Source organism: Streptomyces justiciae (genome assembly GCF_015163075.1).
GTDB classification, from domain to species: Bacteria; Actinomycetota; Actinomycetes; order Streptomycetales; family Streptomycetaceae; genus Streptomyces; species Streptomyces justiciae.
Genome location: NZ_JADDXU010000030.1, coordinates 16,747 through 30,620 on the forward strand (window position 1 = coordinate 16,747; position 13,874 = coordinate 30,620).

The 13,874-nt window shown below is 70.3% G+C and carries 12 protein-coding genes and 1 pseudogene; 6 read left to right on the forward strand and 7 right to left on the reverse strand.

The genetic code is table 11. The annotated features are described in order from the left end of the window. The first annotated feature begins 285 nt into the window (after window positions 1-285). The gene (locus tag IQ210_RS44485) at window positions 286-714 is read left to right on the forward strand and encodes an Ohr family peroxiredoxin (RefSeq protein WP_194084965.1); all 429 of its coding nucleotides are present in this window, start codon (window positions 286-288) and stop codon (window positions 712-714) included. Between the two features lie 245 nt (window positions 715-959). On the opposite strand, the gene IQ210_RS44490 is transcribed toward IQ210_RS44485, so the two are convergent. Next, on the reverse strand, window positions 960-1,883 hold the full coding sequence (locus IQ210_RS44490) for an SGNH/GDSL hydrolase family protein (RefSeq protein ID WP_194084966.1): 924 nt from the start codon (window positions 1,881-1,883) through the stop codon (window positions 960-962). A gap of 202 nt (window positions 1,884-2,085) precedes the next feature. On the opposite strand from IQ210_RS44490, the gene IQ210_RS44495 reads away from it, so the two are divergent. From IQ210_RS44495 to IQ210_RS44505, 3 genes are read left to right on the forward strand one after another with little or no spacing between them, the layout of a single operon-like run. After that, complete coding sequence (locus IQ210_RS44495; RefSeq protein WP_194085023.1) at window positions 2,086-2,532, forward strand: VOC family protein; 447 nt, start codon at window positions 2,086-2,088, stop codon at window positions 2,530-2,532. Window positions 2,533-2,582: 50 nt separating this feature from the next. After that, window positions 2,583-4,028, forward strand: a complete 1,446-nt coding sequence (locus IQ210_RS44500; protein WP_194084968.1) for a dihydrolipoyl dehydrogenase family protein — start codon at window positions 2,583-2,585, stop codon at window positions 4,026-4,028. Next, window positions 4,025-4,627, forward strand: coding sequence for a GOLPH3/VPS74 family protein (locus tag IQ210_RS44505; RefSeq protein WP_194084970.1), 603 nt, complete (start codon window positions 4,025-4,027; stop codon window positions 4,625-4,627). The genes IQ210_RS44500 and IQ210_RS44505 overlap by 4 nt, the downstream gene beginning before the upstream one ends. A gap of 74 nt (window positions 4,628-4,701) precedes the next feature. Here IQ210_RS44505 and IQ210_RS44510 read toward each other — a convergent pair whose 3' ends face one another. From IQ210_RS44510 to IQ210_RS44525, 4 genes are all read right to left on the reverse strand, one after another. Continuing rightward, window positions 4,702-5,736 carry a class I SAM-dependent methyltransferase gene (locus tag IQ210_RS44510; protein ID WP_228049575.1) on the reverse strand — a complete coding sequence of 345 codons (1,035 nt, stop codon included), beginning with the start codon at window positions 5,734-5,736 and terminating at the stop codon, window positions 4,702-4,704. 154 nt (window positions 5,737-5,890) lie between these two features. Continuing rightward, the gene (locus IQ210_RS44515) at window positions 5,891-6,457 is read right to left on the reverse strand and encodes a hypothetical protein (protein ID WP_194084972.1); all 567 of its coding nucleotides are present in this window, start codon (window positions 6,455-6,457) and stop codon (window positions 5,891-5,893) included. Window positions 6,458-6,699: 242 nt separating this feature from the next. Next, window positions 6,700-7,464 (reverse strand): MBL fold metallo-hydrolase, encoded by a 765-nt coding sequence (locus tag IQ210_RS44520; protein WP_194084974.1) that lies wholly within the window; start codon window positions 7,462-7,464, stop codon window positions 6,700-6,702. A 93-nt stretch (window positions 7,465-7,557) separates the two neighbouring features. Beyond that, window positions 7,558-8,082, reverse strand: a complete 525-nt coding sequence (locus tag IQ210_RS44525) for a YbaB/EbfC family nucleoid-associated protein (protein ID WP_194084975.1) — start codon at window positions 8,080-8,082, stop codon at window positions 7,558-7,560. Window positions 8,083-8,214: 132 nt separating this feature from the next. Here IQ210_RS44525 and IQ210_RS44530 point away from each other — a divergent pair, with 132 nt between their 5' ends. Continuing rightward, on the forward strand, window positions 8,215-8,613 hold the full coding sequence (locus tag IQ210_RS44530; RefSeq protein WP_194084977.1) for a 6-pyruvoyl trahydropterin synthase family protein: 399 nt from the start codon (window positions 8,215-8,217) through the stop codon (window positions 8,611-8,613). Between the two features lie 27 nt (window positions 8,614-8,640). Here the strand turns inward: IQ210_RS44530 and IQ210_RS44535 are convergent. Continuing rightward, window positions 8,641-12,724, reverse strand: a pseudogene (locus tag IQ210_RS44535) (discoidin domain-containing protein). A 192-nt stretch (window positions 12,725-12,916) separates the two neighbouring features. On the opposite strand from IQ210_RS44535, the gene IQ210_RS44540 reads away from it, so the two are divergent. Beyond that, on the forward strand, window positions 12,917-13,378 hold the full coding sequence (locus IQ210_RS44540) for an MEKHLA domain-containing protein (RefSeq protein ID WP_194085024.1): 462 nt from the start codon (window positions 12,917-12,919) through the stop codon (window positions 13,376-13,378). A gap of 79 nt (window positions 13,379-13,457) precedes the next feature. Here the strand turns inward: IQ210_RS44540 and IQ210_RS44545 are convergent, their stop codons facing one another. Then, window positions 13,458-13,862 (reverse strand): cupin domain-containing protein, encoded by a 405-nt coding sequence (locus IQ210_RS44545; RefSeq protein WP_228049580.1) that lies wholly within the window; start codon window positions 13,860-13,862, stop codon window positions 13,458-13,460. Window positions 13,863-13,874 lie beyond the last annotated feature (12 nt).

A 13,874-nucleotide genomic window follows, 5' to 3' on the forward strand; every position in this document is an offset into this window, starting at 1 on the left:
GGAGGTGTCTCATCGGTCCGTGCCTCTCCCGGCGCGCTGTGTGCTGTTCATCTGCGCGACAGAATCCGTCGGCCGTACGACAGGTGTCACTCGATGCCGGTGGCACACCTGGGACATGTCACAAGGGCGACAGCCGGCATGTATACCCGGGAGACACTAGTCACCACCTTGACGGGTGACGTTAGGGGCTGCCATGATTGCGTCACCGCTTGAACCGGTGACACGAAAGTGTCCTGGTCAGCGGTCAGGCAAAGACCTTTTTCGACCCAGATGGGGAGCACAGTCATGGCAGTCAGCTACACCGCCGTCGTCAACGTCGACGGAGAGGGCCGCAACGGCGGTCACGTCCGCTCCTCCGACGGTCTGCTGGCGACGAGCCTCGCCCTCCCCAAGGAGCTCGGCGGCGCCGGTACCGCAACCAACCCCGAGCAGCTGCTCGCCGCCGGCTGGGCCGCCTGTTTCCTCGGCGCCCTGCGCCGCGCCGCCACTGGCCGCAAGATCCGGCTCACGAGCACCGCCATCACCGCCGAGGTCACCCTCACGCACGGCGACGACGGTGAGTTCTCCCTCTCCGCCGTCCTCAGCCCCGTGCTCGGTGGTGTCGACGAGGCCACCGCTCAGGAGCTCGCGAACGCCGCCCACCAGATCTGCCCGTACTCCAAGGCCACGCGCGACAACGTCCCGGTCACCATCAACGCCAGCGCCGCTGCCTGAGAGGCACACCATGGTCTCCCTGACGCACATACGTGTACGGGCCGCCGAGAAACGTTGTGCACACTCCCGACGCGCTTCTGGTGAGCATGTTTCTGATGAGCAGGTGTCTCGAGATGTCTCGGTTCCCGAGGGGGGCCGTGACTGGCCCACGGACGCGCAGGTGTGGGGCTGGGCGGAGAGCGCGGTGCTGGCGGGGTACGGTCCCGGGCCCGCGAGCCTGCTCTGACCCGCGGGCCCGGGACATATCAGTGGCGTCGGCCGTGACCTGCGAGAACGCCCTCGACCACAGTGGCCATCGCGCTCTCACCCGTGGCGTTGGGGTGCACCGGCGCCGCCGGAGTCTCAGGCGCGAAGGTCTCTATCCACCGCTCGCCGACCGGCTTGCAGAGGTCGTGCCCGATGGTCGGCGTGTACGTGTCCACGTACCGAGCCCCGCCGCGGCGGGCCTGGCGGGCCAGCATCGCGTTGAGTTCCTTCTCCTTGTCGCGCAGCCACGCGAAGTCGCCCGCGGCCAGCGGTACCTTGCTGCTGGTGCAGCCGACGCCGTCCTCCGGGAACAGGTCGGGGTAGCCGACGACCACGACCCGGGCGTACGGCGCCCGGTGGTGAACGGCCCGCAGGACCTGCGCCACCTTCGGACCGGTCGCGGCGATCGCGTCCGTGATCTGGTCCGCGCCGCTGCCCGCGAAGTGGGCTTCGCACGGGGCACCCGCAGGGTTGCCGGATGTGAGCCGGGCGCACGTGCCCAGCACCGTCGAGAAACCGATGTCGTTGCCGCCCACAGTCACCGTGACCAGGTCGGTGCTCCGGTTCAGGGCATCGAGCTGCGCCGGGACACCGTCGGCCTGCGGGGCGGTCATGTCGGCGGTGGTGGCACCCGCGCAACTGACATCGGTCAGCCTCGCGGAACGCGAGCGCGCCACCAGCGAGGGGTAGTTCTGGTCGGAACGCTGACAGGTCGCGTCGACCTGGGTGGGCACCAGGGGCGCGGAGGCGTACGAGTCCCCGAGGGCGACGTAGTCCACCCGGTGCCTGCTCTCCGCGGCGGTGCTCGCCGCGGCCGTTCCGGCCGGGGCGAGGGCGGCCGCGGAGAGCAGCGCGGCCCCCGCCGTCAGCGCCCGGCCGGTGCGGGAGGTGGGGAGGAGTTTCCTCAAGATCCGTCCTTCCATTCGGTCGACGGCCCCCGTACGGGGGCCCATCAGACACACGTATCGGGCAGCCGTCCGGTGCGGTGACTTCCGTAACGAATTGCCAACACGTCCGCGATTCACCGTCAGTTGACTGAGGCGGCACATGTCGACCGCCGCCGACACTGAGCGCACCGTTCCTGCTCTGCGCGGACACCACACCATCGAAAGCGAGATCACAGTCATGGACATGAAGCTCGAAGTCGTCATCCTGCCCGTCTCCGACGTGGACCGGGCCAAGAGCTTCTACGTCGAACGGCTCGGCTGGCGCCTCGACGCCGACTTCCCGATCCACGACGGCTACCGGATCGTGCAGGTCACCCCGCCCGGCTCCGAGTGCTCGATCATCTTCGGGGAGGGGCTCACCCGGCAGGAACCGGGCACGCTCCACGGCCTTCAGCTGACCGTCACCGACATCCTCAAGGCCCAGGAGGAGCTGACCTCGTACGGCGTGGAGGTCTACGGCCCGTTCCGCGACGAAACGGGCGCCTTCCACCACGCCGGTGACACCCACCGCGTACTGGGCCTGCACCCTGAGCGAGCCAGCTACGGCACCTTCGCCGCCTTCAAGGACCTGGACGGCAACGAGTGGTTCCTCCAGGAGGTCACCGAGCGGGCCCCGGGCCGCTGAGACCCGCCTGACTCCACCCACCCGCCCGGCACACAGCCACCGGAGGACACATGACGACCGAGAACACCCGCACCTACGACGTCATCGTGATCGGCGCCGGACCCGTCGGCGAGAACGTCGCGGACCGGACCACTGCCGCCGGTCTGAGCACGCTCATCGTGGAGAGCGAACTGGCCGGCGGCGAGTGCTCGTACTGGGCCTGCGAACCCAGCAAGGCCCTGCTGCGCCCCGCTCTGGTCCGCGCCGACGCCGCGCACATGCCAGGAATCGACCCCGCCGTGGCGGGCCCGCTGGACGTCGACGCCGTACTGGCGCATCGCGACCGCATGTCCGCCGACTGGAAGGACGACGGCCAGGTCGAGTGGATCAAGTCTGCGGGCATCGACCTGCTGCGCGGCCATGGACGGCTGGCGGGGGAGCGCGAGGTGACGGTGGAGACGCCTGACGGCGACACCGTGCGCTTGCGGGCCCGGCACGCCGTCGCAGTGTGCACCGGCAGCCGCGCTGCCCTGCCACCGCTGCCGGGGATCGAACAGCTGCGTCCCTGGACCAGCCGGGAGGCCACCAGCGCCCGCCGGGTGCCGCGCCGCCTCGTCATTGTCGGTGCCGGTGTGGTGGGCGTCGAGATGGCCACGGCCTGGCAGGCCCTGGGCAGCGAGGTGACCTTGCTGGCCCGTGAGGACGGACTGCTGCCCCGGATGGAGCCCTTCGCGGGGGAGTTGGTCACCGAGCGGCTGCGGGAGGCCGGAGCGGACGTACGGTTCGGTGTCTCCGTCGTGGACGCGAAGCGGGCGGACGGCACAGGGGGCGAGGTCCGGGTCTGGCTGTCGGACGGTTCCGAACTCGCCGCCGACGAGATCCTCTTCGCCACCGGCCGGGCCCCGCGCTCGCAGGACATCGGTCTCGACACCGTGGGACTCGAGCCGGGGGACTGGCTCACCGTCGACGACAGCCTCACCGTCAGCGCGGTCCCGGGGGAGTGGCTGTACGCCGTCGGCGACGTCAACCGGCGCGCCCTGTTCACCCACCAGGGCAAGTACCAGGCCCGCATCGCCGGTTCGGTCATCGCGGCCCGGGCGCGGGGCGAACGGCTGGACGCCGGGCGCTGGACACCGCACAGCAGTACGGCGGATGTCGAGGCCGTCCCGGGCGTCGTGTTCACCGACCCCACGATCGCGAGCGTGGGCCTGACCGTACGGGAGGCGGAACACACCGGACGGGACGTCGAGGTCGTCGACTACGAGATCGGGCACCTCGCGGGTGCCGTCCAGTACCGCCCCGGCTACCGGGGCCGGGCCCGCATCGTCATCGACCGGGACCGCCAGGTCGTCGTCGGCGCCACCTTCGTGGGGCCGGGCGTGGAAGAGCTGGTGTACTCGGCCACCGTCGCCATCACCGGCGAGGTGCCGGTCGAACGACTCTGGCACGCCGTACCCGCATTCCCCACCCTCAGCGAGGTGTGGCTGCGTCTGCTGGAGACGAGGAGGGACTCATGAGCACCGCACGCGACCTCGTGCTCGTCGCGCTGGGCAAGCCGGCCGGCCACCTCGTGGGCCAGGGGGACCTGTCGCTCACGCTCGCCGGCGCCGAAGCCGTCGATCTGCTGCGGAGCGGGGCACTGAAGCTGGACGGCGACCGGATCGTGCCCGGGCCCCCGACGGTGACCGGTGATGTGCTGCTGGACCAGGCGGACGCCTCCCTGGCCCGGCAGGAACCGTACGAAACCCTCGATGACTGGCTGTGGCGCCGCGCCGACGGACTCGCGATGGCCTATGTCCACGAACTGGAGCGGACCGGGCTCCTCGTGCATGAGCACAGGCACGGGTTCCGGCTGCTGTCCGAGCGGACCGTCCTGGCCGATTCGAGGGCACGCCGCGCTGCGGAGGAGCGCAGAGCGTCCGGCGAGCCCGTCCTGACCGCCCTGCTGGCGGCGGCGGGCATCGATGAGGAGCCGTTGGCGTCGGACGGGAGTGCTCTCGACGACGCCGTCACCTCCGTACTGGCCGCTGTCGGCGACGCGGTGGTGCAACTCGAGTCCCTACGACTGCGGCGTGACGTCGAGAACGCCGCGTTCGACAACGTGTGGCGCGGATAGGCGCCGCGCGCCCCGACCCGACTGGTTCCGACGCGGCCGGCCGTGCCGGAACCAGCTCGTCCTCCCGTTGCCGGTCAGCGGGTGACGTCGTAGACGCGGTTGGTGAAGGTCTCGACGGCGAGCTTCCAGCTGCGCAGGCCCGCCTCGGCGGCGATCTCCTTGAGCGTGTCCGGGCCGGGGTGGTTGCCGAGCGCGTGCGGGCCGTTCTGCGCGAGGGCCACCGGAAGGCAGAGGACGGGCGAGGTGGAGGCGAAGGAGCGGCCGATGGGGTTGATGTTCTCCGAGGGCACGGCCGACACGTTCGGCTCGACGACCAGGCAGCGCCCGTCGACCGCGAGAGCCTGCTCGGCACGGCGGAACGCCGCACCGGGGTCACCGAGGTCGTGGAGACAGTCGAAGAACGTGACGAGGTCGTAGTCCCCGCCGGGGAAGTCGTTCGCCGCGGCGACCTCGAACGTCACGCGGTCGTCCAGGCAGGCCTCCTTGGCCAGCCTGCGGGCCGTCTCGATGGAGGGTGCGTGGAAGTCGAAGCCGTGGAAGCGGGCCTGCGGGAACGCCTTGGCCATGAGCAGGGTCGAGTGGCCGAAGCCGCAGCCCACGTCCGCGACCGAGGCACCGCTGCGCAGCTTGGCCTCGACGCCGTCCAGGGCAGGCAGCCACTCCTGGACGAGAACCGCCTCGTAGCCGGGCTTGAAGAAGGCGGCGACGCCCTCCGCCAGTTCCGGCCCGAAGTCCTGCCAGCCGACACCGCCGCCGTTGCGGTAGGCGTTCGCCAGCGCCTCTTCGGCGCCGTAGAGGGCCTTGAGCATGGTGAAACCGCCGCCGACGTACGTCGGCAGCGAGGAGTCGGCGAGCACAGCCGCGTGCTCGTCCGGCAGTACATAGGTGTTCGCTGTGGGTTCGTACACCACGTAGGCGCCGGCCACCTGCGCGGCCAGCCACTCGCGGACATAACGTTCGACGAGACCCGTCTTCTCGGCCAGTTCGTCCGAGGTGAGCGCCCCGGCCCCTGCCATTGCCTGGTACAGGCCGAGGCGGACCCCCAGAGACGTGGTCACCCCCGCGAAGGCGGCCGCGTTGTCAGCGACCACCCGCTCGAGGAACTCCATTACGCGATTCTCGTCCGACATGTGATGGACCGTTCTCCCGTGGGTTCCCTGGAACAGAACCCCTCGCTCCCGCAACGGGAAAGGGGCCGCTCCCGGTTCACACACCACCAAAGGCCGGGCTCACACCTCGAACGGGCGCGATTGCCGGGACGAGTCAGGCGGAGCCGTCCGCCGCACCCGGCTTGACCAGGGTGTACATGACGGAACGCTGCTGCTTGTGACGCCTGATACGGCCCTTGGCAACCAGCGATTCGAGGGTGTTGCGCACCACCTGCGGGGTGGGGTTGCGGTCCGGGTGCTTCTCGAGGAGTTCGTCTCGCAGCTCTTTCGCCAGCCGTGGTTCCTCGTACTGGCCGAGCAGGTCCGCCAGCAGGTCACCGAGCAGGGACTGGCGCGACTTCCCCTTCGCGCCGGCCTTCGCCGTGGTGCTGGACGAGGCGGTCTTGACCGACGCCGAACGCCGTGTACCGGCTCCGCCGACCGTCTTCTTGGCCTTTGCGACGACGGGCTCGTCCTGCAGCTGCTCCGGCAGCCGGGACGCGTCGGCGAAGCCCTCGTACTGCTCGGCGAGGTTGAGGATGTCCGCGAGGAGAGCCTCCTCCTGCTTCAACGTGGAAATCCTGTCCGCCAGCTGCTGTTGCAGCCGACGGTTCTCCTCCAAGTCCGACGCGGCCTGTGCTACGTACCGCGATCGGAGCGTGGCGGCTGATTGGCTGGTCACAACCGTTCACTCCTTCGATATGGATGACGTTGCGCATGGTACCCACGCCGAGGGTCCCGTATGGATAAGTGTCAACGCCAGATGGTTTCTCCGGACATGCTCACTCTTCACGATAAGCGTTGATGTGCCCCGGCATACAGCTATGTGCCTCATCTTCCCCCTTGTGAGTATGCCGCTGACGCCCGCTCGCCCCAGGGGAAGCCCGGACATACTGTCCGGTAAGTGTGTCGATGAACCGGTGCTCACCCCACGGCGTGCTCACGGGCGGTAGTGGCGGCCTCCTTGGCGGATCCGTGGTGCACGGGCCCGTGGCCGGGCAGGAGAAGGCCCGCATCCAGGTTCTCCAGCAGTGCCAGGGAGTCCAGGGCCCGCGCACGGTCGGTGTGGAACATGTCGGGCAGCAGCTGCGGGCCGCTGATCCGTGACGTGGGGTGCGCGGTCACCAGCGCGTCGCCGGTGATGAGGATGCCGCTCTCGGGCAGGTGGTACGCGCAGTGCCCCTTGGTGTGTCCGGGCGTGTGCACGGGCACCGGCGCCCCCGGCAGATCCAGCGCGCCTTGAACCGGGAACGGCTGCGGCTCACAGACGGGCACATGGGTGGTACCCCCGGCCCGCAGGGCGTGCACGGCCCACGGGAGCACCCCCGGCCGCCAGGCCTGCGCGACCACCTGCCCGACGGACACCTGGTCGAGGAAGTCACGGCGGGCGTGCGGCACCTCCTCCTGGTGCATGAGCACCGGCACGTCGTACTGGGCGCGCAGGTGCTCGGCCGCCCCGATGTGGTCGTTGTGCGCGTGCGTGACCAGTACGGCGGCCACGTCACGCGGATCCAGTCCGAGCGCCGCGAGCGAGCCGAGCACGGCGTCGCGGTCGCCGGGGTAGCCGGTGTCGACGAGGGTGCAGCGGTCCCCGTCCTTGACGATCACCCAGTTGGTGTTGCTGCCGGACACCAGGTACACGTTGCTCTCGACGCGGACGATGCCGTTCGAGGGCGTGGGCTTCGGCATGGTCGTTCCGACCTCATTCCCTGTGAGTGTCCCTGTGGGTGTTCTACCGACAGGGGAAGTGTGTACACTGAAACATGTGTGTCAGTGGGTCTCTCAGACGCACTTGACCGCGTCGCACACGGAGTCCGTCAGGGCCAGCACGGCTGCCCGCAGCTCTGGCGGCAGGGGGGCGTAGGCCGAGGAGGATCCACGGCCCCACAGCGGCCCCTGTGGACGGGGGCGCTGGGCTTCCCGGGCCGGCTCGCAGGCCTGCGCGGGTATCGCGCCCAGCGGCAGCGGTTCCTCCCACGACCTGGGCTCCGCAGGTGGCGGCAACCGCAGCCAGGTGGCTGTGACCAGCGCACTGATCCGCGCCGTGGCCTCCGCCTGTGCCGTGCCGAGTGCCTCGACGACGCTGTCGCCCAGCTGCGCGGCCGGCACCTGTCTGAACCGCTCGTCGACGAACCGGATCCGCGCCGGGCTGCCGTCGGCGCTCACGGTGACCTCCACGACGTCGTCCCGGGAACGGGCCGTCACCGACAGCGCCCGCATCTGTTCCCGGGCTCTGCTCAGCGTTTTGTACCGCTCGGCGAAGTCGGCAAGGGCCCGCTCCAGGCGTCTCACCGGTGGTGTCTCCATAGTCCTCCTCTGCCGGTGCGGCCAACCGACACACCAAGGACACGAGAGGATCTCACATTTGGTTCACACACACCCTCACATGTGTCTCGACTATATGCTCCGTGCCGAGTGCCATACACACCTGGAGGATCGTTGTTCAGTATCACCGTGCGTGACCACATGATGATCGCCCACAGCTTCCGTGGCGAGGTTTTCGGACCCGCCCAGCGGCTGCACGGGGCGACGTTCGTCGTGGACGCGACGTTCCGGCGCCCGGAGCTGGACGACGACAACATCGTCGTGGACATCGGTCTGGCCACCGCCGAACTCGGCAAGGTGATCGGTGAGTTCAACTACCGCAACCTCGACGACGAGGAGCGGTTCCAGCAGATCAACACCTCGACGGAGTACCTGGCCCAGGTGATCGCGGACCGCCTGGTCGAGGCGATCCACGCGGGGGCCCTGGGGGAGGGGGCCCGGGGCATCCGCGAGGTGGCCGTGACCCTGCACGAGTCGCACATCGCGTGGGCCGCCTACGAGCGCAGCGTCTGACGCCTGCCCGGCACCCCTCCGTACGGCTCAGCCGCGCGCCGTGACCGGCGGGGTGTTGTAGCCCTCCACTCGCAGCTTCGGCCGGCCCGAGGGCAGCGCGGATGCGGGCCACGACAGCGTCACCGTGCGCGACTCCCCGGGCAGCAGCCACAGGTAGTTGTCGTCGTAGAGGGTCGGCAGGACGCGGGCGCCGTCCTCGTCCAGCAGGGAGAGACGGACCATCGCGGCGACCATCGAGCCGTGGTTGCGGACCGTGGCGGTCGTCGTGCGCCGGTCCCCGTCGCGGGACACCCGGGTGAGGGAGGCCGACAGCTTGGCCTGCCGGACCTGGTTGAGGGCGCGCAGCGCCTCGGGTGTGCGGCAGCGCCAGTAGGTGTTGCGGGACAGAACGCTACCGTCCGCGTCCTCCAGGGTCAGGCGCAGCAGATGCAGGTCCGGCTGGTCGGCCGTGGGCGCCGCGGTGAACGCCGCCGCCGTGGCGGCCGGTTCCACGTCCACGTGGGTGTGCCGGGACTCGGCGACACGACGGCCCGACAGGTCGTACGTCTCCGCCCTGACCGTCGCCCGCTTCAGCGCCTCGCGGGTGTGGTTGACGGCGATGACCTGCCACTTCACCGGGTCGGCTTGCACGTGCAGCGGCTCGCAGGCGGAGCGACAGCCGAAGTAGGCGCCGTTGACGTCGAAGTCGTAGTCGTAGGTCTGCCAGACCGTGCTGTGCCACGCGGGATGGGACATCCACAGCATCAACCCGCTGGCGTTGTCCCACAGGTGGGCGTTCCAGGCCTCGAACATGGCACGGAAGTTCTCGTAGTTGACGAACTGCGCCTTGCGCGTGAAGTCGTCCAGGTCGCGGCGCGGTGCCGAGGCGGGTCTCGATGGCCGCCTTGTAGTTCTGCGGGGCCTGGTTGCCGCGCTCGCTCCAGTCGTGGTGGTACCAGGCGCCGCCGATCGGCCACTCCGGTCCGTCGTCGCCGAGCATGGCGCGGGTGCTGGCGGCGGTGGAGACGACCGGCATGCCGATCTCGGTGTGGAAGCCGAAGTCCTTGCTGCCGTAGGTCGCCGGGTCGAAGTACTTCTCCGGCTCGATCCAGCCGTACGGGCCGCCGCCGGTGACGACGCCGCCGGCGGAGTTGCTCTGGTACAGCAGAGCCGGCGCCTGGCTCTGGACCGCCTTGCGCATGCCCTCGTCGACCGCGGCGGGCGGATTGCCCTCGTTGGCGCCGCACCACACCGCGATGCTCGGATGGCTGCGGTAGCGCAGGACGGTGTCGCGGGCCACGGACAGGAACGCCTCGTGGTCCGGCGGGTCCATGCCCCAGGCGTTGGGGAAGTCGTTCCACACGAGGATGCCGTGCGCGTCGCAGGCGGCGTAGAACTCCTCGCGGTTGCTGCTGCCGACCCAGTTGCGGATCATCGTGAAGTTCATCGCCCGGTGCATCCGCACCGCCGCGTCCATCCGTTCGGCGGGCATCCGGCGCAGCAGTTCGTCCCAGCCCCAGTTGCCGCCGCGCACCAGTACCCGCACGCCGTTGACGCTGATCTTCAGCGGGTCGGGGGTGTTGGAGACGGTCGTGACGTCGGTCCAGGTGTCCCCGTCGTCGGAGACCTGGAGGGTGTACGTCTTCGGGTACGCCTGCTCCCAGACGACCGCCATCCGGTCGAAGCGGCGGCTGGCCCCGAGGTCGACCTGGAGCCACTGGTGGTCCTCGTAGGCGGAGGACCAGCGCGTGCCCGGGTCGCCGTCGGTGGCGTGGGCGGCCGGGTGGCCGTCCTCCTCGGTGGAGGCGGTGGCCTCGCGGTGCAGCGCGAGGTCGGTGCCGGGGTCGGCGCTGTCGATGACGGCGAGGGACCACACCGAGTTGCCCCAGCTGGTGTTGCGGACGCCGCAGGACAGCCGGACATACCGGGCCGTACGGGCGTCGAAGTCGGTGATCCGCAGGCTCGCGTCGCCGCTGTTGAAGGGGAGGGGGACGGCCGTGTTGTCGACGGACGCGGCGTCCGTCCACTGCTCGCCGTCCGCCGAGACCTGGACGACGAAGGTGCGCGCGTAGGCCCGTTCCCAGACCAGGTCGACGCGGTCGAAGGACTGCGTCGAGCCGAGGTCGACACGTATCCACTGGTCGTCGGCGAAGGCGGAGGACCAGCGGGTGGTCGAATCGCCGTCCGTGACGTTGGCCGCCGCGTGGCCGTCCTCGTCGGTGGTCGAGGCCTCGGCGGAGGCGTGCAGGGCGAGGTCGGTGCCGGGGCGGGCGCTGTCGTACACCGACAGGGCCCACAGGGAGCTGCCCCAGTCGGTGGCCCGGGTCAGGCAGCGCACGCGGACGTGGCGGGCCTTCTGGGCGCCGAGCGGGACGGTCTGGGTGTACGCGTCGGAGGACGGCGTGAACTTCAGCGGGGTGTCGTACGCGTAGCCGAACTGCCGGATGCCGAAGCGGGTGGTGCGGCGGTCGCTCTCGGCGCCGCCGGTGCGGGCCGTGAGGGTGAGGTCGTGAAGGGTGGGCTCGCCCAGGCCGTTGGGCCACCACAGCTCGGGGTCGCGCACGCGCAGGGCCGCGAACGCGTCCGGGGCGAAGGTGACATCGATGTCCTCGCCCGCCGGCACGGTGACCGTGCGCGAGACCCGGACATCGCCGAACTCGGCGGTGACGGTGGCCTCGTGGGCGGTGGAGTCGGCGTTGCGGACCGGGACGGTCAGGGTGAGCTCGGCGACCGACAGGTCCGGCATCTTCGGCAGCACGGTGTCCACGCGCGGGTCGCCCAGGACGATGTGTCCGGTCGATCTCAGGCGTACGTGGTTCCAGATGCCGGCCGCGCGGTCACGGACGGCGGGCATCCAGTCCCAGCCCGAAGAGGCGAGGTACGTCGGTGAGTTGAGGTTCATCGTGTTGGCTCCGGCGTCCACCCAGGCCTCGCCCGCCGGGCCCTTGTCGCCGGGGCTGCCGGGCACGGGCATGGGGGAGATGCGGACGGCGAGCGCGTTGCCGCCCTTGGTGGTGAGGAGGTCGGTGACGTCGTGAGCGGAGCGGGCGAAGGGGAAGGTCACCTCGCCCGCTCCGTGTCCGTTGAGCCAGATCTCGGCCTTGTGGTTGACGCCGTCGAACTCCAGCCAGACATGCCGCCCTTGGCCGGTGCGCAGGCCGCGCGGCAGGTCGAAGGCACGCCGGTACCACCAGGTATGGCGGGAGAGGGCCTCGGGGATGCGCAGGTTGTTCAGGCCCGCGACCGGGTCGGGCAGCTTGCCCTGGTCGACGAGGGAGGTGAGGACGGTGCCGGGGACGGTCGCGGGGAGCCAGCGGGTGGTGTCGACGCCAGTCCGCGACAGGGTCGTACCGTTGCCGTCCGCCCAGTCGTCGAGGGTGAGTGTCCACCCCGACTCCAACGGCACCGTGCCGTCCGCGGCCACTTCAAGCGCCGGTGCGTCGCCGTGGTGGGTGCCCCAGTCGGTCCAGCCGGTGGCCTTCGGACGGTGGGCGGGGGCGGTGCCGTAGACCTCGAAGCCGTTGAGGCCGAGGGGGTTGGGGCTGGAGCGCCGGCGGGCCGTCAGGCGTACCCAGCGGCCCGTGACGGGGACGGGCAGCGGGATGTCCACCACGCCGCCGGTGCCGGCCGTGGTGCGGTAGGCGCTCGTCCAGGTGGTGTGGTCGCGGGAGGTCTCTACGACGAACTCGCGGGCGTAACTGGAGAGGATCTCCTTGCCGGTGGTGCCCTGGCGCGGGTTTCCGCTGCTGGGAGGCGTGAAGACCGGGTCGCTCGCGTCGGCCTCGAAGGTGAGCCGGACACGGTCGACATGGCAGTCGGCCTGGAGGTCGACCTCGATCCACTGCGGGTCACCCGCCTCGGCACGCCAACCGGTGCCGCGTACGCCGGGCTGGGGGAGCGCGTCCACCACGAACCCGGCGGGGGTCGGCGCGTAGGCCTGCGTGGAGGCACGGACGGGGCGGTACGCGGCGATCTCACCTGGGGCGGAGGGGGTGCTGCTACCGGTGGCGTCGGCGGCTTCGACCGCCGGCGCGAACACCGTGCCCAGGCCGAACCCGGCCAGCAAGGTGGAGCCGGCGGCGACGACGGTGCGCCGGGAGGTGTGTCGTGAGGAGCACGACTGATCGACCATGTGTGATCGTCCCATCACAGCGTGTGAGTGAGCGGTGGCGTGGGCGCTGCCGGGCACGCGGAAGCGGCTCCGCGATCTGACAACGTTGCCATAGGCTGTTGGGGCGGACACTTTCCTGTCAAGGCTCTTGACGAGAAAGAAACCCCCGGAACAACCACAGCCGTCCCCGGACAAAGAAACATGTGAACGGTGATGACACCCCTTGACGACGACTTCGCCGACCTGCTGCTCTCCAGCCATCTGCGCCTGGTGGGCCAGCCGCTGTGCCCCACCGAGTGGCAGTCCGGACCGGACGCCGCGCGGTGGCTGTACGAGCGGGCCCCGTTCGGGCTGCTGGCGCACGACACCTCCGCCGACCCGCGCTTCATCTATGCCAACAGCACGGCACAGGGCTGCTTCGCCTACTCCTGGGACGAGTTCGTGGGCCTGCCGTCCCGGCTGTCCGCCCGCCCGGACGGGCAGGAGGACAGGGACGCCTTCGTCCGGGCCGTGACGGAGGATCACTTCGCCACCGGTTACCGGGGGATACGGGTCGGCAGGAGCGGTCGGCCGTTCTGGATAGAGGACGTGACCATGTGGGACCTGATGGATGCCGACGGGGGCGTCCACGGGCAGGCCGCGGTGTTCCGGTCCTGGGCTCCCGTGGAGGGCTGAGCCGGTTCTGGGGCCCCGGAACGCGCGGAGCCCGCCACGGGGAGATGCCGTGGCGGGCTCGTTTTGTGCGGGGCGCGGCTTACTGAAAGTCGCAGCCCGGGTTGGGGGCGTCCTCCGACAGCGGGGCGCCGTGCGGGAGGACGTACAGGACGTCGAGGACGACGTCGGTCTTGCCGAGGTTGCGGCCGATGTGCACGTGGTCCGCGCCGGACGGCTCGGTCAGGGACTGGCCGGCCTTGTAGACGCCGTCAGCCTGGCAGTCGGAGTCGAAGTGGCTGAGCGTGCCGTGCTGGACGAAGCCGTAGAGGGTTCCGTCGTGGTAGTGCCAGCCCGTGCTCTGGCCTGCGGGGATGGTGATCTGGCGGAGGATGTAGTCCGTTCCGCCGATGGTGGTCTGGGAGATGATCTTGCCTGTCACGCCCGGTCCGGCCGGGGTGGCGAACGCGGTGCCCGCGCCCAGGGACAGACCGACGGCGGCAGCCATGGTCACGCCCAG